13 protein-coding genes are annotated in these 19804 nt (G+C 67.1%); 9 read left to right on the top strand and 4 right to left on the bottom strand.

Annotated features, from left to right (window positions below; genetic code table 11):
• Nucleotides 1–78: 78 nt before the first annotated feature.
• From D9601_RS09135 to D9601_RS09120, 4 genes are all read right to left on the bottom strand, one after another.
• The gene (locus D9601_RS09135; protein ID WP_198353679.1) at nt 79–1467 is read right to left on the bottom strand and encodes a sensor histidine kinase; all 1389 of its coding nucleotides are present in this window, start codon (nt 1465–1467) and stop codon (nt 79–81) included.
• Complete coding sequence (locus tag D9601_RS09130; protein ID WP_198353677.1) at nt 1464–2144, bottom strand: response regulator transcription factor; 681 nt, start codon at nt 2142–2144, stop codon at nt 1464–1466. Before D9601_RS09130 ends, D9601_RS09135 begins: the two co-directional genes overlap by 4 nt.
• 129 nt (nt 2145–2273) lie before the next feature.
• Nucleotides 2274–5006, bottom strand: coding sequence for a DUF5695 domain-containing protein (locus D9601_RS09125; RefSeq protein ID WP_198353676.1), 2733 nt, complete (start codon nt 5004–5006; stop codon nt 2274–2276).
• Nucleotides 5007–5085: 79 nt separating this feature from the next.
• On the bottom strand, nt 5086–8034 hold the full coding sequence (locus tag D9601_RS09120; protein ID WP_198353674.1) for a TonB-dependent receptor domain-containing protein: 2949 nt from the start codon (nt 8032–8034) through the stop codon (nt 5086–5088).
• A 178-nt stretch (nt 8035–8212) separates the two neighbouring features.
• On the opposite strand from D9601_RS09120, the gene D9601_RS09115 reads away from it, so the two are divergent.
• The 9 genes from D9601_RS09115 (at nt 8213) to D9601_RS09075 (ending at nt 19762) form a co-directional block, all read left to right on the top strand.
• Complete coding sequence (locus tag D9601_RS09115) at nt 8213–10603, top strand: glycoside hydrolase family 127 protein (protein ID WP_332837953.1); 2391 nt, start codon at nt 8213–8215, stop codon at nt 10601–10603.
• On the top strand, nt 10600–11613 hold the full coding sequence (locus D9601_RS09110; protein WP_198353672.1) for an Ldh family oxidoreductase: 1014 nt from the start codon (nt 10600–10602) through the stop codon (nt 11611–11613). Before D9601_RS09115 ends, D9601_RS09110 begins: the two co-directional genes overlap by 4 nt.
• Nucleotides 11610–13346 carry a DUF885 domain-containing protein gene (locus tag D9601_RS09105; RefSeq protein ID WP_198353670.1) on the top strand — a complete coding sequence of 579 codons (1737 nt, stop codon included), beginning with the start codon at nt 11610–11612 and terminating at the stop codon, nt 13344–13346. Before D9601_RS09110 ends, D9601_RS09105 begins: the two co-directional genes overlap by 4 nt.
• Nucleotides 13343–14890 carry a family 43 glycosylhydrolase gene (locus tag D9601_RS09100; RefSeq protein WP_332837952.1) on the top strand — a complete coding sequence of 516 codons (1548 nt, stop codon included), beginning with the start codon at nt 13343–13345 and terminating at the stop codon, nt 14888–14890. Before D9601_RS09105 ends, D9601_RS09100 begins: the two co-directional genes overlap by 4 nt.
• Nucleotides 14891–14931: 41 nt before the next feature.
• Nucleotides 14932–15855, top strand: a complete 924-nt coding sequence (locus D9601_RS09095; protein WP_198353668.1) for a dihydrodipicolinate synthase family protein — start codon at nt 14932–14934, stop codon at nt 15853–15855.
• Entirely contained in the window at nt 15855–16853 is a 999-nt protein-coding gene (locus tag D9601_RS09090; RefSeq protein ID WP_198353666.1) for a 4-hydroxyproline epimerase, read from the top strand. The genes D9601_RS09095 and D9601_RS09090 overlap by 1 nt, the downstream gene beginning before the upstream one ends.
• A 137-nt stretch (nt 16854–16990) precedes the next feature.
• Complete coding sequence (locus D9601_RS09085; RefSeq protein WP_198353664.1) at nt 16991–18391, top strand: amino acid permease; 1401 nt, start codon at nt 16991–16993, stop codon at nt 18389–18391.
• Nucleotides 18392–18431: 40 nt separating this feature from the next.
• Nucleotides 18432–18863, top strand: a complete 432-nt coding sequence (locus D9601_RS09080) for a hypothetical protein (protein WP_198353662.1) — start codon at nt 18432–18434, stop codon at nt 18861–18863.
• 230 nt (nt 18864–19093) lie between these two features.
• Nucleotides 19094–19762, top strand: a complete 669-nt coding sequence (locus D9601_RS09075) for a hypothetical protein (RefSeq protein ID WP_198353660.1) — start codon at nt 19094–19096, stop codon at nt 19760–19762.
• The last annotated feature ends 42 nt before the right edge of the window (nt 19763–19804 follow it).

Here is a 19804-nt window from a genome sequence, read left to right as displayed (position 1 = left end):
ACGGGGGTCTCCGTCTTGCGCCGCTCCCATTGCCAAAACGGGGGGCGGGCAAAGGGCTAGGAGGGCTGGATGCCGCGATCAGGCGCTGTTCCCGGCACAGGGCAAAGCGAGCGTCACGCTGAGCCCCGGCTCGGCATCTCCCAGGATCAGCGTACCGCGGTGTAACCGCGCGATCGCGTCGACCAGCGGCAGGCCCAGGCCATGTCCCTCGCTGTGTCGGCTCGTGTCGAGCCGCCCGAAGCGGCGCAATGCGGTGCCGCGGTCCGCGACGGCGATGCCGGGGCCGCGATCCCGTATGGTGACGCAGGCGATGTCGCCGTTGCGGGCCACGTGCAGCGTGACCGACGTACCCGCCGGCGTGTGGCGGAAGGCATTCTCGATCAGGTTGATCAACGCCTGGGCCAGCAATTGCCGGTCACCCTCCACCGGCAGCGCGATGCCTGCGTCGACGCTGAGGCGATGGCCGGTGTCGGTGGCGACCTCCGCCATCGTCTCGCCGATCTCCGCCGCCAGCGCGCCCAAATCGAGCCGGGCGAAGCCGGCGCGGCGGCGGCCTGCCTCGACCTCGCTGATCCGCAACGTTGCAGCGAACATCGCGAGCAGAGCATCGCACTGCTGCAAAGCGTGGTCGAGCTCCGTTCGCCACGCGGGGCTTGGCGCGCGGGCGGCGATCAGCGCGAGCTGGCCGCGCAGCCGGGCAAGCGGCATGCGCAGATCGTGGGCGATGTCGTTGCTGACCCCGGCGACCTCGGCCATCAGCCGCTCGATCCGGTCGAGCATACGATTGAACGTCGCCGCCTCGCGCGCGAAGGCGCCACCGCCCGCCGCGACGGGCAGGCGTGCGCGCAGATCGCCGTCGATAATCGCTTCGGCCGTGTCGCGCACCGCGGCAATCCGGCGGCCGATCAGGAATGCTAGCAACGCGGTGCCGGTCAGCACGACGACGACGATCGCCCCGAAACCGAACAGATAATTGCGCAGCCGCAACGACGCATAATCGTCGAACGGTTCGGTTTCGCCGACGGTGGTCAGCCATAATCCGCCACCGAGCGGACGGACCAGCGCTCGGCCGGCGGACAGGCCGGTGATCCGGTCATGGTGGCGGACCGTTGAGAACCCCGGCGGCAGCGGCCGTTTGAGCATGATATTGCCGCCGAGGCGATGGCCCGATGCATCGCGCAGCTCGAGCCCGATATCGCCCGTATCGCGCTGGTGGCTGAGCCGATCGATCCGCGCCAGGACCGCGGCGGCGTCCCCGGGGCGAACATCGTCGTCGATCTCGTCGCTGACCGTCGCGATACGCCGATCGACGAGATGCGCGACCGCCGCGCGCGAGGCAGCGAAAGTGGCATAACCGGTGGTCAGCGTCGTGCCGAGAAACAGCAACAGGAAGATTGTGGTCAGCGCGCGCAGCGACAATGACCGCCACCAACGCGGCCGATAGGTCAGGACGCGCGGCGCCGTCATCCGCGCAGCATATAGCCCAGACCGCGCTTGGTGACGATCGGGTCATCGTCGCCCGCCGCGATCAGCTTCCGTCGCAGCATCCGCACCTGCGCATCGACGATGTTGGTCGCGGGTTCGAAATCATAGCCCCAGACGCGTTCGAGCAGCATCGCCCGGGTCAGGATCGTCCCCGGCTGGCGGGCGAGTTCGGTCAGCAGGCCCAGTTCGAGCTTGGTGAGGTCGAGCGGCTGATCGTTGCGCCAGGCGCGCAATTGCGTCGGGCTGACGGTGATATCGCCGGCGCGCAACGTATCGCCGCCGCTGCCGCCCGCGGTCCAGCCGCGCGCCCTGGCGAGCGCCTTCAGCCGTGCATCCAATTCGATCGCGGGCGTTGGCTTGACGACGTAATCGTCGGCGCCTGCGTCCAGCCCCTCGACCTTCTCGACCGACCGGCCGAGCGCGCTCAGCATCACGACGGGCAGGGTGTTGCCCGCCTCGCGCAACCGCTGCAGCACGGATGTGCCCTCCAGCTGCGGCAGCATGCGGTCGAGGATCATCGCGTCGAAACGGGCCCGCGCCACTGCTTCGAGGGCGGAAATCCCCGTTGGCGCGATGGTCACCGCATGATCGAGCGCGCGCAATTCCGCGGCCAGCGTCTCGGCATAAGCGGTGTCGTCCTCGACCAGCAGCAGGTCCATCGTCGTGTCCGGGCTCCGTGATGTGGCCCGATCCTTAGAGTGCGTCCGCTTCGGGCGGAAGTGCCTTGCTGGCCGCGTCATTCCGCGCGATCGGGCAAGGCAGGTCGGATGCGACGGCGCGCCGCAGCGTCACCTGCCTGTGAGATCGACCTCTACCGGAGCGGCTCCGAGCGGGATGGTGTAGCCACCCCGCTCCAGCCGGCCTGTCGATGGCCGGTAGGCCGCACCGGCACCCGTGGTGCGGGTGACAAACAGCCGTGCCGATGTCGTGCCGCGGCTGGCCGGATCGAGCGTCAGCGCGATGTGGCCGCTTGCCGGGGTGTAGACCGCCTTGGCGATCTTGCTGGCCTCCAGCTCGATCCATTGTCCGGCCGGCGCGACGAACAGCCGCGATCGCGCACCGTCCTTTGGTACGATCGATACCGTGCCGCGCTCCTCGCGCACGTCGCCGCCGAAGCCAATCCAGCCGAAGGTCGGATCGTTCGCCAGATAGCTGCCCGCTGCATAGGCATGGCCGAAGAAGCCCATCCCATAGTCGCCGCTATATGGATCCCAGCGCATCATGTCGGGCGCGCTATGGAAGGCGGCGGAGGAAAAGCCGTCCTGATCGATATTGGTGATGCCGCCCATCATCCCGCCATAGGCGACGCGCAACAGGTGCAGGTCGGCCGGATTGGCACGATAGGCGTCGAACAGCGGCACGGCATTGAGCGCCGAGCCGTAATGGTGGATCTGCCGCTCGATACGCGGATATTTGCCGCCGTACAGAAAGTCCCAATACCGGCGAGCATTGCCGTTATAGCCCCAGCTCGGGATCGTCGGATCGTAGCCGAGGATCACCTCGCGCGTGATGTCCGCCTGCGGCTGGAAACCGAAATAGCGCATCCAGGCATAGACCTCCGGCTGACCGGTCGAATCCCACGCCATTTCAGAACCGAAGGGATATTTCAGGCTGCGCCAATGGTCGGCGCGGTGGCGCATCAACCGTTCCATCTCGGTCGCCTGCGTGGTCATCCCCTCGCGCTGGAGATCCTTGAGGATGTCGACGAATACGTCGCCCTCCATCAGGCCGAATTCGGTATAGTAAGGCGCGTCCCGCATCATCGCCACGACGGTGAGGTACGCATGGTCCAGGTACCAGCGCCAATCATGCCGCGTGACCAGGTCGGGGTGATTGCGTGCGGTGCGGTAGAGCACCCAATGACCGATCGCGACATGCGGGTAGTTGTAGGCACGGCCGAGGTCGTTGGCGTCCTTCTCCTTCCAGGACGTCCAGCTCTGCCATTGCCGCGGATCGCCAGTGTAGAGATGGGGGAATTTGGCGGGGTCGTAGTAGAAGAGACTCTTCTTGACCGCGCCGGCATGCGGGCCGTCGGCGACCTGAAGATTGCCGACGACGGTAGCGTCGATCAGGCGCTCCAGCTTGGCGATCTCACCCGCGTCGGGATTGTCGAGCTGTTTCATCACCGCCGCGACCCAGCTGCCACCGCCGCCCTCGTCGCTCATGCCCGCGATCCAGACGCGCGGTTCGACGTCGACGATCTTCTTAGCCTCATCGTCGTAGGTCAGGATCGCCGGGCTGCGGCCGAACGGGTCGCCCATGCCTTCATACCATTGGCGGGTGGTGGCGAAGCGGCCGAGGTCGGCCATCGTCTGATCGAGCGGCTTGGTGACGACGTAGCTGACCGTCTGCGCCTGGCCATCGGCATAGGTCAGCGTCAGGCGGGCGCGGCCCCATTGCGCGCCGCGGATCGACAGACGGGTCCAGCCCTTGACGGTGCCGGCAGGCGTCGCGGTGATGGCACCGGCCGGCCAGCTATCGATCCGCACGATCGGCGTCGGCGCCTTGACGAAGAGGGTCGCATTCGTGTCGGTCGGTACGACATAGCCAGGGATGCCGACGGCGACTGGACGGCCGGCGGCGGCCAATGTCATCTCGATCGCGCGAATCGTCGGTGCCGGGGTCAGATGCACGCCGACGGTCAGCGTCTCGCCTGGCGCGAGCGTGCGGGCGGTCGGCGCGTTCCACGGTTCGCCACCCTTCTTCCATTCGCGCTCCACGTAACCGGCGGAATGGACAGTCCAGTCGTAGAAGCCTTCCGACGTCTGCCCGCGCGGGCTCTTGTCGGCGAAGCTGCTCGCCCCGTCACGCTCATGTGGGCCGAGCAGCGGCACATAGGCTTCGAGCGGCGTGCCGCGTTCCGGAAGAACGAGCAGCGCCGGCCCCTTGCCGTTCAGGCGCGTAACCTGCAGATAGCCGGCGTCCCGGCCGATATAGGGGTCGGTGAAGCTCGCCTGCGCATGGGCCTGATCGAGCGTGCGGTCGGTGATGATGTTGTCGAACACCATCGGCAGCCCGAGCACACCGATTTCCACCGGCGTCGCCGAGACGTTGCGGAGCGTGAAGCGCAGCGCGAGCTGACCGTGCTCGTCGACCCAGCGGCGCTCGACCGACAGCGGGCTGTCCGTACCCAGGCTTGCGGTGATGTCCGCGGCGGCGATCACGGTTTTGGCGGCGGGCAGGGCGCGGATCGGCCGCCGCGCCGCCGCCGAATCGAGGTCGCGCCATGCGCTGCCCGGCGCCCGCACGCGCAGGTGGATGTCGCCGATATGGTTGTAGCCATCGCCAGCACGCTCCGCTTCACGGTCGGTCGGCACGAAGCTGAACCCCGGTTCCGCGGCCGGCGACAGGCGCGCGAGCGTCTGCGTGTCGCTGCGCAAGGCCAAGCGAAACGGTCCGACCGCAAAGTCGCGGGTCGCGATGGGCGCATATTGCGGCTTGGCGGATTGCTGGGCGTCTGCGGCGATCAACGCGGGCGCGGCAAGCAGGAGAAGGGCGGCGCAGCGTCGAGCGTCGGTCATCACGGGTCCCCAGGAACGGCCCCCGTTCGATTAGAACGGGGGCCACATTGTTACGCGATTTGCCTGATCCGTATACAGTTCAGAATTTGACGGTCGCGCCGGCGAAGATCCGGCGGCCGAGCACGTCGTAGACACCCGGATAGGTATTGCCGTTGCCGAACAGGTTGAGCACGCCCGAAGCGAGCGCCGGCGGGCTCTTGTCGAGCAGATTGTTGGCGCCAAGGCGAAGGGTGAGATTGCTGTTGACGGCCACCGCCGCGGTCAGATCGAAGTAGCTGTACGGCGCGATACGCTCGTCGATCGGATCAGGCGCGCCGGTCAGATAGCTGTTGCTCGACGTCGTCGACAATTTGGTTTTGTTGATGAATCGCCAGTTGAACGACAGGCTGGCGATCTCGTCCGGCTGCCAGGTCAGGCGCAGATTGTGGCGCCACACTGGGTTGGGCTGGCCACAGGAATAGCCGAACAGGCCCTTGCAGTCATAGGAGTCGCCGCCGGGCAGCGGCTGCGTCGCCTGTTCGAACAGATAGGTGCCGATGAAGTCGAGATTGACCTTGCCGAAACGGCCGACCGGAACGGTGGCATTGGCGGCCAGATCGAGCCCCGACGTCTGCAGATAGCCGGTGTTGAGCGTCGTCGACACGACATAGCCGGTGCCGAAGATCGATCCAGTCAGCGGATCGCGATGGAACAGTCCACAGAAATAGGGGCTGCCGGTCGAGAAGCATTGGCTGATCGTCGTATTCGGATCGATGCTGCCGATATAGTCCTTCACCTTGATGTGGAAGTAATCGACCGACAGCGACAGATTGCGTCCGCCGCGGGGCGCCAGCACGATGCCGGCGGTGTAGGTATCAGCCTTTTCGGGCTTGAGGCCGCGGTTGCCGCCGAACTGGCCGGTGCATTGGTCGGCGGGGCATTCGATGACGAGACGGTTGTTGTACTGCGCCGCCGTGACGCCGGTCAGCTGGCAGGCGGCGAGCGATGCGGTCGGGCTGGCCCCGGCACACGGATCGGTCGCGTTGACGTTGCCCAGCGACAGGTTGGAGAAGAGCTCGGAGATGTTCGGCGCGCGGATCGCGCGATTGTAGCTGGCCCGCAAGCGCAGCGGCTCGGCGACCTGCCAGCTCAATTCGCCCTTGTAGGTAAAGGCGTTGTAGCCGGAGCGGAAGCCGGTCGAATCCTGCCGGTTCTTGTAGTCGGAGTAGCGGAAGCCGCCGTTGACCGTCAGCGACCGGAAGAACGGCTTGTCTTGGACCAGCGGCACCTCGATCTCGCCGAAGCCTTCGGTCACCGCGATGATGCCATCCGAATTCTGCGTGCCCGCCTCCAGCGCCTGCGCGTCGCCGGTGAACAGCAAGGTCTCGCGGCGATGCTCGCCGCCCAGCACGATGCCGACGCCGTCGCGGGCGAATGGGCTGGTGATGCCGAGCTTGCCGAGATCGCCGGTCACGCTGCCCGAAATGACGTTGAGCCCGTAGCGTCCGCGCGTTGACTTGGGAGCGTAAAGATAATTGGCCGCGGCGGTGGTGATCGCATTCGCCTGGAACACGTTGACCGGAACGCAGGATTTGTCGGTGCCGTCGAGCACCGATTGGCAGACCGCGCCGCCATTGCCGTCCGGCACCGCGAGCAGGGCGCGTTGCGCCTTGGCGACGCTGACGTCGTTAAGATAGGTCTCGTCGTAATGCGCGGCGGAGCGCAGCACGCTGACGTCGTAGCTGAAGCCGCTGCCGAGATCGCCGCGGACGCCGACCATCGAGCGGAAATCCTCATGCTGCAGGCTGTCGCGGCGGGGCAGCGCGCCACTGCCGCTGAGCCGGTAGCCGATCAGCGTGTTCTGCGTCGTCGCGGTGCCGGCGGCGGTGCCGCACAGCGCCTGCGCCTGACTGGCGCTGAGCAGCGGATTGTTGCAGGTGACGGCGTAGGTCTGGCCGAAATAGAGTGCCGAGGGCGCCACCTGCGAGAAGCTGTTGTCCTTCATGTACATGAAGCTGCCGTAGATCTCGGCCTGCGGCGCGATCTTCAGGTGCAGGAAGCCGCCGGCATTGTAGCGCTCGTCGGAACGCTGGATGTAGTTGGCCGGGGCATAATTATAGGCGTAGACCGAGGAGACGTAGGGGACCCAGGTCTTGCTGCCGTCGACGCTGTTGGTCAGCTTCATGCCGGCGTCGGGACCGGCAAGCGGGGTGAAGGTGCCGTACGGCGTGTTGCTCGAACCGCCGCACGAAAAGGTCGTGGTCGCGCTGTTGAGAGCGCAGGCGGAGACGTCGCGGGTCGACTGCAGCACCGGATCGGTGTGGCGATAGCCACCGTAGACGGTGATGTTGAGCCGGCCGTCGAGCATCGTCTTGCCGAACGAGGCGTTGATGTCCTGCTTGGCACCGTCGAACGTGTGCGGCGGCGCCGTCTGATAGCCACGCGCCGAGACGATCGATCGAACGAAGCTGTTGTCGTTGGTGTGATCAGCGATGCTCGACTGGGCGTCGAGGCGGAAGCCGTCGAGGTGGTCGCGCAGGATGAAGTTGACGACGCCGGAGAGGGCATCCGAGCCGTACACCGCAGATGCGCCGCCGGTCACCACATCGACCCGTTCGACGATCGCCGAGGGGATGAAGTTCACGTCCATCGCCTGCGTCGGTAGCATCCGCTGACCGTTGATCAGCGTCAGGACGCGGTTGGAACCGAGATTGCGCAGGTTGATGTTGGCCGTGCCGTCCGATCCGTTCGACACGTTCTCGTTCGCGTCTGGCGTGAACTGCGGCAGGCGGTTCAGCGCGTTCTCGATGTTGTTGGTGCCTTGCCACGTCAGTTCCTGGGCGCCGACGCTGGTCAGCGGGCTGTTGCTGACGAGATCCGCCCGACGGATACGGGTGCCGGTGACGACGACGTCATCCCCGCCCGATTGGGACACCGGAACGTTCGTCGCGATCGTCTGGTCACCGGGCGCGGCGGTTTCCTGCGACGATTGGGACGACGTGGTCTGCGCCTGCGCGGCGGCAGCGGTCAACCCAATCGCCACTGCCATCAGGCAGGCGGATTGAGCAAGGCGGAATGTCGTTTTCTTCATGTCACCCCCAGAGCAATAAAATTACATCGGCCCCCCGGAAGTCGATAGATCAATACCATATACGGTATTAGGTCAACTGCGGAGTTGTTGACATGACGTCTTTTTTAGATTGTATACGATCCGAAGGAGACAGAATGTGGTGACGATCAGCCGGCGGGCAGCCCTGGCGAGTGGCGCGGCGATGGCGTTCGTGGGTTTTCCGCGCAGGTCGATCGCCGCCATCTCGAATAGTGCGCGCGCCACCGCCTGCCCGCTTCCCCTGTCGGCAGTACGACTGCGGCCGTCGGACTATCAGCGTGCGGTGGAGGTCAACCGCACCTATCTCCTGCGGTTGCAGCCCGATCGGCTGCTGCACAATTTCCGCAAATATGCCGGGCTGGAGCCGAAGGGCGAGATCTACGGCGGATGGGAAAGTGACACGATCTCCGGGCATACGCTCGGCCACTATCTGTCGGCGCTGGTGCTCACCTGGCAGCAAACCGGCGATGCCGAGATGCGGCGTCGCGCCGATTATATCGTCGGCGAACTCGCCGCCTGCCAGGCGAAGCGCGGCACCGGCTACGTCGGCGCGCTGGGCCGCAAGCGCAAGGACGGGACGATCGTCGACGGGGAGGAGATCTTCCCCGAGGTCATGAAGGGCGACATCCGCTCCGGCGGGTTCGACCTCAATGGCAGCTGGTCGCCACTCTATACGGTACACAAGCTGTTTGCCGGCCTGCTCGACGTCCATGCCGCCTGGGGCAATGCGCAGGCGCTGAAGGTCGTCGAGGGTCTCGCCGGTTATTTCGAGCGCGTCTTCGCCGCGCTGACGCCGGAGCAGGTGCAGACGGTGCTGGGCTGCGAATATGGCGGGCTCAACGAAAGCTATGCCGAGTTGTACGGCCGCACGCACGACCCGCGCTGGCTGAAGATGGCGAACACGCTCTACGACAATCGCGTGCTCGATCCGCTGGCACGCGGCGAGGACAAGCTCGCCAACTTCCATGCCAACACGCAGGTGCCCAAGCTGATCGGCCTCGCCCGCATCCACGAAGTGTCCGGCGGCGCGCCGGACAAGGCGAAGGCGGCCCGCTTCTTCTGGGAGGCGGTGACGCGGCACCACAGCTACGTCATCGGCGGCAACGCCGACCGCGAATATTTCAGCGAGCCGGACAGCATCGCGCAGCACATCACCGAACAGACGTGCGAACATTGCAACACCTACAACATGCTCAAGCTGACCCGGCATCTGTGGTCGTGGCAGCCGGACGGCGCTTTGTTCGACTATTACGAGCGCGCGCATCTCAATCACGTGATGAGCGCGCAGGATCCGGCGACCGGCGGCTTCACCTATATGACGCCGCTGATGAGCGGGGCTCCGCGTGACTATTCCACCACCGCGGACGATGCCTTCTGGTGCTGCGTCGGGTCGGGGATGGAGAGCCACGCCAAACACGGCGAGAGCATCTTCGCCGACAGTGACGACGGCACCTTCTACGTCAACCTCTACATTCCGGCGGACGCGCAATGGGCGCGGCGGCGGGCGGCGGTGACGCTCGACACGCGCTATCCGTTCGAGGGAACGTCGACGCTGACCTTCACCAAGGTACGCGGCGGCCGCTTCCCGGTAGCGCTGCGCGTGCCCGGCTGGGCGACGAGCAAGGCGGTGGTGACCGTCAACGACGCGCCGGTGCAGCCGGCGACGGCACGCGGCTATGCCGTGGTGACGCGCGACTGGAAGGCGGGCGACCGCGTCGCGATCACGCTGCCGCTCGACCTGCGGCTCGAATCGACACCCGGCGATGACAGCACGGTCGCCGTGCTGCGTGGGCCGATGGTGCTCGCCGCCGATCTGGGCGCGGCGGACGCCAAATGGGACAAGGCCGATCCCGCTTTGGTTGGTGCCGACCTGGTGGGCGGGTTCGCCGCGCGCGACGCGGCGGCTGGCCGCTATGCGACGCGTGGCGTGGTACGGCCGGGCGATCTCGACTTCGTGCCCTTCTATCGTCAGTATCGGCGGCAGAGCGCGGTCTATTTCAAGCGCTTCTCCTACAGCGCCTGGGCCGCGGAAGAGGCCGCCTATACCGCCGAACAGGCGCGGCTGAAGGACATCGCCGCGCGCTCGGTCGACGTCATGCATCTGGGCGAAATGCAGCCGGAGCGCGACCACAAGCTGACCAGCGAATTGTCCTATCCGACCACCTATCGCGGCCGGCAGGGTCGTGATGCAAGGTCGGGCGGTTTCATCGAATTCGACATGAAGACGCGCCCGGGCCCCTTGCTGTTGCAGGCGACCTATTGGGGCAGCGAGCGTGGGCGCGACTTCGACATCCTGGTCGACAACGTGAAAGTTGCGACGCAGCGGCTGGACAACGACCGGCCGGGCAAATTCTTCGACGTCGATTATCCGCTGCCGGAAGCGCTGACCCGCGGCAAGGCGAGCGTGCGTGTACGGATCGTGCCGCATGACCGCAGCAGCGCCGGGCCGATCTTCGGCGTGCGGCTGTACACGGCGAAGGCGGCGGGCACGTCGGGATCCGTGGCATGAGTGATGGCGTCCACCTGACGCTGGATGCCCTGCGCACCTTGGCGCGCAGCAAGTTGGTCGCGGTCGGCCTCGCGCCCGATCACGCCGCGGCGGTGGCGGAGACGATGGTCGCCGGCGAGCGCGACGGTTGCGCCAGCCATGGCATCTACCGCCTGCTGGTCGCGGCCAACAGCATCGCCAAGGGCGTGGTGGTGCCCGATGCGGTGCCGGTGGTCAGCGAGCCCGCGCGCGCGCTGGTGCGGGTGGACGGCGGCGGCGGTTTCGCGCAACTGGCGTTCGAGCGCGGGCGGCCGCTGCTGGTCGACAAGGCCAGGGCGTTCGGCATCGCCGCGCTGGCGCTCAACCATGTCGTGCATTTTGCAGCCCTGTGGCCCGAGGTGGAGGCGCTGGCGAGCGAGGGCCTGGTCGCGCTCGCCTTCACCCCCAGCCACGCCTGGGTTGCGCCGGCGGGCGGTACCAAGCCGGTGTTCGGCACCAACCCGATCGCCTTCGGCTGGCCAAGGCCGGGGCGCGACCCGTTCGTGTTCGACTTCGCGACCAGCGCGGTGGCGCGCGGCGAGATCGAACTGCACCGGCGCGCCGGCAAGCCGGTGCCCGACGACTGGGGCTATGACGCGGACGGGCTGCCGACGACGGAGGCGGAGAAGGTGCTCGCCGGCGCGATGCGCACCTTTGGCGGGCACAAGGGATCGGCGCTGGCGGCGATGGTCGAGCTGGTCGCGGGGCCGCTGATCGGCGACATGACCAGCGCGGACTCGATCGCCGCGGACGGCGGGCGTGGCGGATCGCCGATCGGCGGCGAACTGGTGATCGCGGTCGATCCCGCCGGCTTCCTGGGCGAGGCGGTGGCCGAGCATCTCGCGCGCGCCGAGGCGATGTTCGCGAGCATCGAGGGGCAGGGCGCGCGCTTGCCGTCGAGCCGGCGCTACGCCGCGCGGGCGCGCAGCCTGGCGCAAGGGGTGACGATTCCGCAGGCCTTGTATGACGACATCATGAGGATCGGCGCATGAGCCTGATTGTGGCCGCCCTGTTGCTGGCGGCGCCGGCGGCGGTGCCGGGGAGCGCGGATGCGCGCCTCAAGGCACTGTATACGCAGGAATACGACTGGCGGAGAACAATGCTCGCCGCCGGCGACGCCAATCCGGGCGGCGAGGCGCGGCACCTGCCGGATGTCGGCCCGGCGGCGCAGGCGGAAAAGCTGGCGCGCTGGACGCGCACCGCGGCGGCGCTCGCCGCAATCCGGCCGGACGACCTGTCGCCGGCGGAGCGGACCAACTATCTCGTCTACAAGGGGCAGATCGACGCGCTGCTCGCCGAGCAGCGGTTTCGCGAATATGAGAAGCCGCTCAATTCGGACACCAGCTTCTGGGGCGATGTCGCCGAGGCGTCGCGCGGCAGCTTCGTGCGCGAACAGGATTATCGCGACTATTTGGCGATGCTGCGCGAGATGCCGCGCTATTTCGACCAGCAGATCGCCAATATGCGCGCCGGCCTCAAGCGTGGCTTCACGCCGGCGCAGGTGACGCTGAAGGGCCGCGACATCGGCGTCGCGCAGGTCGTCGACGCGCGCAGCCCCGAAGAATCGCTTTATTATGCGCCCTTCCTGAAATTTCCCGCGATGATCCCGGCGGCGACGCAAAGCGCGTTGAAGGCGCAGGCCGCCGCGGCGATCCGCGAGGCGGTGGTGCCGGCGCATGCGAAGCTGCTCGCCTTCCTGCGCACCGAATATATCCCGGGCGCGCGGCGGACGCTCGCCGCCTACGACCTGCCGGACGGCAAGGCCTATTACCGGTCCAAGGTCGCGGAGTTCACCACGCTCGACCAATCGCCCGAGGAGATCCACCGCATCGGCCTTGCCGAGATGGCGAAGATCCGCGCGCGGATGCAGGGGGTGATGACGCAAGTCGGGTTCAAAGGCGATCTGCCCGCCTTCCTCGCCTTCCTGCGCAGCGATCCGCGCTTCTATGCCAAGACGCCGCAGGATCTGCTCGATCGCGCCGCCTGGATCGCCAAGACGTTCGACGGCAAGGCGAGCCAATATTTCGGCCGGCTGCCGCGCGCGCGCTTCGCGATCAAGCCTGTGCCGGCGGACCTTGCGCCCTTCTACACCGGCGGGCGCGGCGGGCCGGGCATCTATCTGGTCAACACCTATAATCTGCCGGCGCGGCCGCTCTATTCGCTGCCCGCGCTGACGCTGCACGAAAGCGCGCCGGGCCATGCCTTCCAGATGCCGCTGGCGGCGGAGAACAATGACCTGCCGGCGTTCCGGCGCGACGGCTATCTGTCGGTCTATGGCGAGGGCTGGGCGCTCTATTGCGAGGCGTTGGGCGAGGAGATGGGGATGTACGACACGCCCTATGACCTATTCGGCATGCTCAGCTACCAGGCGTGGCGTGCGTCGCGGCTGGTCGTCGATACCGGCATCCACGCCAAGGGCTGGAGCCGCGAACAGGCGCAGCGATACCTGCACGACAATACCGCGCTTGCCGACCACGAGATCGAGACGGAGGTCGATCGCTACATCGCCTGGCCGGGTCAGGCGCTGAGCTATTATACCGGCGAACTCGCGATCCAGCGCGCGCGAGCGCGGGCGGAGGCGGCGCTGGGGGCGAAGTTCAACGTGCGCGCGTTTCACGATGCGATCCTGTCGCTCGGCTCGGTGCCGGTGTCGGTGATCGACGCACGCACCGACCAGCTGATCCGCGACGGCGGCAAGGGGCCGTATCCGGACGAGGAACGGTGAGGCGGTTGCTCGCGCTGGCGGGGCTCGCCACGATGGGTCAGGCCGCACCGGAAACGGTCACGCGGCCGGGCAATCCGATCCTGGCGGACGGCCGCTATTATTCGACCGACCCGGCGCCGATCGTCGTCGGCGACACGCTCTACATTCTCGCCGGGCGCGACGAGGCGCCGGATGGCGTCAACGACTTCATCATGAACGAATGGCAATTGCTGTCGACCAAGGACCCAGCGTCGGGCCGCTGGCAGCATTATCCCGCCGTCGCCCGGCCGGAAGCGGTGTTCGCCTGGGCCGACAAGGGCCGTGCTTATGCCGGGCAGATCGTGCGCGGGCCGGACGGCCGTTTCTACCTCTATGCTCCGGTGATGCAGCGCGTGTCCGATGCCGACGACAAGTTCGCGATCGGCGTCGCGGTGGCGGACGACGTGCGCGGGCCGTGGCGCGACGCACATCCGGCCGGGCCGATCATCTCGCAGACCGTGCCGGTCGCCAATCGCATTCAGAACATCGACCCGACCGTGTTGGTCGAGGGGCGCAAGGTGACGATCATCTGGGGCACGTTCGGCCAGCTACGCGGCATGACGCTGGCGCCCGACATGGTGACGCCGGTGGGGCCGGAGGTGACGCTGACCGGCGCCACCGGCTTCTTCGAGGCGCCGTGGCTGATGGAGCGGCGCGGCACCTATTATCTGATCTACGCCGCCAACACCGCCGGGCCGGACAGCCCGTGCACGCCGGCGGTCTATTATGCGTGCCAGGCCTTTGCCTCCGCGCCGTCGCCGCTGGGGCCTTGGACCTATCGTGGCGTGATCCTGCCGCCGGTGTCCTCGACCACGTCGCATGCGGGCGCGGCGGAGTTCAAAGGCCAATGGTATCTCGCCTATCACACCGCCGATGCGAAGGGCGGCGGCCATTTCCGCCGCTCCGTGGCGATCGACCGGATGGCGTGGGACGATAGCGTCACCCCGGCCGCGATCCGCCCGGTGGTGCCGACCCGTGCGCCCCAGCCGGTACGGCCGAGCCGCAACGTCGCGCCCGCCGCCGTGGCTTCCGCATCGAACCAGCCGGTGCCGGTGCAATTCTGGCTGGGCGCGCTCAACGACGGCAAGGTACGCGCTGCGCCGTTGCCCCCCGACATGTGGGGCACATGGCGCGGCGCCGATACGCCGAGGCAGGCGTGGATCGCGTATCGCTGGCCAGCGCCGGTGACGCTGAATGCCAGCCGCATCCGCTTCTTCGCCGACCATCCCGCCGGCGCGACGGAGGGGGTCGCACCACCAGCGGCGTGGCGGTTGGATTATTGGCGCGACGGTGGCTGGCAAACGGTACCCGGCCTGCGGCATGAAGCGGCGGAGCGCGACGGGTTCGAAACCGTCACCTTCCCGACGATCACCACCCGCTGCCTGCGTGCCGTGTTCGATGCCTCATACGATGCGAAGGGCAGCGCCGCCGTCGCGGTCGAGGAATGGGAGGCGTTGACGCCGACGATGCATGTCGTGACGCCCGTTCCGTCACCGGTGTCAGTGCCCCCTTGTGCAGCACGATAAACAAACGTATACGATTTGGCGTAATTGGAAGGAATGCTGACATGACGGTGGCCTGGAAGGGCGTGTTTCCTGCGGTGACCACGCAGGTTCGCGAAGACATGACGATCGACCTCGCCGATACGCAGCGCGTCGTCGACGACCTGATCCGCGACGGCGTCACCGGCGTGATCGCGCTCGGCACGGTCGGCGAGAACAACTCGCTCGATTACGACGAGAAGGTCACCGTGCTGTCGGCGATCGTCGAGGCGGTCGACGGCCGCGTGCCCGTCGTCACCGGCGTGTCGGAATATGACACGCGCCGCGCGGTGCGCTATGCGCAGGCGGCGGAGAAGGCCGGCGCCGACGGCCTGATGCTGCTGCCGCCGATGGTCTATGTGCCCAAGGCGCACGAGCTGGTGAACCATTTCAAGGGTGTCGCGGAGCAGACCGGCCTGCCGATCATGCTCTACAACAATCCGCCGGCGTACCGGACAGTGATCGACCAGGAGGTGCTCGCCGCGCTGGTCGACGTGAAGAACATCGTCGCGGTCAAGGAAAGCGCGCCGGACACCCGCCGCTTCACCGACTTCCGCAATGCCTTCGGCGACCGCTACGTGCTGTTCGCCGGGCTGGACGACGTCGCGCTCGAGGGCCTGTACCTCGGCGCGCAGGGTTGGGTGTCGGGCCTGACCAACGCCTTTCCGAAGGAATCGGTCGAGCTGGTCCGCGCGTTCGAGCGTGGCGACCATGCCAAGGCGATGGAAATCTATCGCTGGTTCATGCCGCTGCTCCACCTCGACGCCGAGCATGACCTGGTCCAGTCGATCAAGCTCGCCGAGCAGGTGATGGGCCGCGGTTCGGAGCGCGTGCTGCCGCCGCGCTACGTGCTGGAGGGCGCACGCCGCGCCGAGGTGATCGCGATGGTCGAGAAGGCCGCGGCGACCCGGCCGACGCTCGGCACCACCGAGGATCTGATCGCCGCCTGATGCGCCACACCTTCTTCTGCATCGACGGCCACACCGCCGGTAACCCCGTTCGCCTGGTGGCGGGCGGGGCGCCGCTGCTCAAGGGCGCGTCGATGTCGGAGCGGCGGCAGGATTTCCTCAGTCGCTTCGACTGGATCCGCACCGGGCTCTGTTTCGAACCGCGCGGGCACGACATGATGTCGGGCGGCTTCCTCTACCCGCCGACGACGCCCGACGCCGATATCGGCATCCTGTTCATCGAGACCAGCGGCTGCCTGCCGATGTGCGGGCACGGCACGATCGGCATGGTGACCTTCGGGCTGGAGCACGGGCTGATCCAGCCCGCGACGCCGGGGCGCTTGAAGGTCGAGGTGCCGGCGGGCGTGATCGACATCGCTTATGAGGTCGATGGGCCCAAGGTGACCGCGGTGCGCATCACCAACGTCCCCGCCTATGTCGCGGCGAAGGGCGTCGAGGTCGATGTCGAGGGCATCGGGCCACTCCGCATCGACGTGTCCTATGGCGGCAATTATTACGCGATCATCGAGCCGCAGGGGCAATATACCGGGCTCGACGCGATGGGTGCGGGCCGGCTGGTCGAGCTGTCCGGCCGTATCCGCGAGGCGGTGCGTGCCAAGTGCGAGCCGGTGCATCCGCTCGATCCGACGATCCGTGGCGTCAGCCATATCCTGTGGGCGGACAAGCCGCGCGCCAACGATGCCGACGGCCGCAACGCGGTCTTCTACGGCGACAAGGCGATCGACCGCAGCCCTTGCGGCACCGGCACCTCGGCGCGGTTGGCGCATCTCGCCGACCGCGGCACGCTGAAGGTCGGTGACCGCTTCGTCCACGAAAGCTATATCGGCAGCCGCTTCATCGGCCGGGTCGAGGCGGAAACGACCCTCGGCGGTGTGCAGGGAATCGTGCCGTCGATCGAGGGATCGGCGGTCGCGACCGGCTTCAATACGATATGGATCGACCGCGCGGATATTTTCTGGGAGGGGTTCCAGGTGAAGTAGGCCAGGCAACGCCTCACCGCAAAGAAAGGGGTGGCAGTCCGCAGGGCTGACGGAGGGGGGCATTCACGCCCCTCTACCATCCTGCGTATGGTCCCCTCCCGGCGTGCGGGGAGGCGTTGCGGAATGAGGGAGGGCGAATGTTCGGACCGAGGAAGAGCCTCGACGCGGTGACGCAGCACGAAGCCGGCAAGGCGCTGGCCAAGACGCTGTCCTGGCCGCATCTGATCGCGCTGGGGGTCGGCGCGATCGTCGGCACCGGCATCTACACGCTGACCGGCGTGGGGGCGGAGCGCGCCGGCCCGGCGGTGATCCTGGCGTTTGCGATCGCCGGCGCGGTCTGCGCCTGTGCCGCGCTGGCCTACGCTGAGCTCGCCACGATGATCCCGGCGGCAGGCAGCGCCTATACCTTCAGCTACGCCGCGCTGGGCGAAACCATCGCCTGGGTGGTCGGCTGGAGCCTGATCCTCGAATATTCGCTCGCCTGCTCGACCGTCGCGGTCGGCTGGTCGGGGTATCTGGTCGGCTGGATCCAGTCGGCGGGAATCCATCTGCCGCATCTGCTGCTGACCGGGCCGCACGACGGTGGCCTGGTCAACCTGCCGGCGGTCCTGGTCGCGCTGGCGGTGATGGGGATGCTGGTCGCCGGCACGCGCGAGAGCGCGACGCTCAACATCGTCCTCGTCATCATCAAGCTGGTGGCGCTCGGCATCTTCATCGCCTTCGCGCTGCCGGCGTTCAACGCCGACAATCTGCACCCGTTCATGCCCTATGGTTTCGCCTCGGTGGAGAATGGCGGCGAGAAGCGCGGCGTGATGGCGGCGGCGGCGATCGTCTTCTTCGCCTTCTACGGCTTCGACGCAGTCGCGACTTCCGCCGAGGAAGCGAAGCGGCCGGGGCGCGACCTGACGATCGGCATCGTCGGGTCGATGCTGGTCTGCACGTTGATCTATATGGCGGTGGCGGTCGCCGCGATCGGCGCGCTGCCGTTCCAGCAACTCGCCAATTCGCCCGAGCCGCTCGCTTTGGTGCTGCGCAGCCTGGGCCAGCCCGCCGCCGGCCATCTGATCGCGCTCGCCGCGGTGATCGCGCTGCCGTCGGTGATCCTGGTGATGATGTACGGCCAGAGCCGCATCTTCTTCGTCATGGCGCGCGACGGCCTGCTGCCACGCGCCCTTGCCACAGTCAGTCAGCGCACCGGTGCGCCGACGCGGATCACCGTGCTAACCGGCGTGTCGATCGCCCTGGTCGCCGGCATCTTCCGCCTCGACGAGATCGCCGAACTTGCCAATGCCGGTACCTTGCTCGCCTTCATTGCGGTCGGCGCCTGTCTAATGGTGCTGCGCAAGACCGCGCCCGACCAGCCGCGGCTGTTCCGCTGCCCGGCACCCTATCTGGTCGGCACGCTGGCGATCCTTGGCTGCCTCTATCTGCTGACTAGCCTGCCGTCGGCGACGCTGGTGCGCTTCGTCATCTGGAATTTCGCCGGACTGGTGTTCTACTTCGCCTACGGTCGACGACGGAGCCTGGCCGCCGCCTGATGCGTTGGCACCGCCTGGATCTGTCTGTTCAGGTGTGTCGATGCGTTGGATGCTCGCCCTTCCCGTCGTTGCGGTCGCGATGCCGGCCGGCGCCATCGACCGGACACCCGCCGATGCGCGGGCGGTGGTGCAGCGTTATTATGCGGCGATCGATCGCGGGGCGTATCGTAGCGCCTATGCGCTGTGGGATCGGGGCGGGCAGGCAAGCGGGCAAAGCTATGCCACCTTCGTCCGCGGCTTCGCCCGCACCGCCCATAGCCGGGTGGTCGCGGGCACGCCCTTCGACCAGGAGGGCGCGGCCGGCTCGTCGTACATCACCGTGCCTGTGCGTGTGTATGCAACGCTGAAGTCGGGTGCGGCGCAGCGCTTCGTCGGCAGCTACACGCTCCGCCGGGTCAACGACGTGCCGGGTTCGACCGCGTCACAGCGTAGCTGGCACCTGGCCTCGGCGACGCTGCGGCCGGCGCGGTAAGCCATACGGCTTGTCATTCCAGCGAAAGCTGGCTTCTCCGATCGTATCTGGGTGGTTCCGCAGCTGGGCGTCAGCGATTGCGACGGCCCCAGTGGACGTTCGCGCCGGCTGTGTTTTCGCCGAGCTTCACTTCTTCAAGTTCCTCCCCGCCCTCGAATGACCCCGTGGGGTCAAGCTTTCGCGTCAGCGCTTCGATTCACGGTGGCGCGGTCGCAATTTGGGGAATTTAGATGTTTCGTATGCATATCCGGATCGTGTCCGGTCTGCTCGCGCTCGGTGCCGTCTCTGCGGCGTCGCCGGCGTTGGCACGCGGCGAGCCGGCGAAGATTGCCGTCGGCGTGACCGCCGGCACACTTGGCGTCGGCCCGGAAGCCAGTTTCGCGCTCAGCCCGGCGTTCGTTGTGCGCGGCAACGCCACCTTCTTCACTCTGTCGCATGACTTCGACTCGGACGACGTTCATTACGACGGCCAGGCGGAATTCGGCTCCGCTGGGCTGATGCTCGACTATCACGTTGCCGGCAGCGGCTTCTTCCTGTCGGCCGGCGCCCGTCTCAACAAAAACAAGGCACGCGCCACGGCCACGCCGACCGACGCGGTCACCATCGGCGACGGCGAATATACGCCGGCGCAAGTCGGTACGCTCAAGGCGCGCGCCGATTTCACGCCCATCGCGCCGGTGGCGTCGCTCGGCTATTCGGGACACCTGACCAAGGGGTTCAAGATCGGCATCGAAGCCGGAGCGATGCTTCAGGGCTCGGCGCGGGTCGAGCCGATCAGCTATACCGGCACGTTGATCGATCCCCAGGATTTGGAAGACGAGCGCAAGAGTCTTCAGGACGATCTTCATAAGTACAAAGTCTTTCCAATCCTCCAGCTGTCGGCGGCCTATCACTTCTGAATTCTGCCTGGGCCCTCCTCGCTCGCGCGGGGAGGGCCTTTC

Source organism: Sphingomonas sp. MA1305 (assembly GCF_016107325.1).
Lineage (GTDB): Bacteria > Pseudomonadota > Alphaproteobacteria > Sphingomonadales > Sphingomonadaceae > Sphingomonas.
Note: the sequence above shows the minus strand (reverse complement) of the source record. Positions and strands in the feature narration are given on the sequence as shown.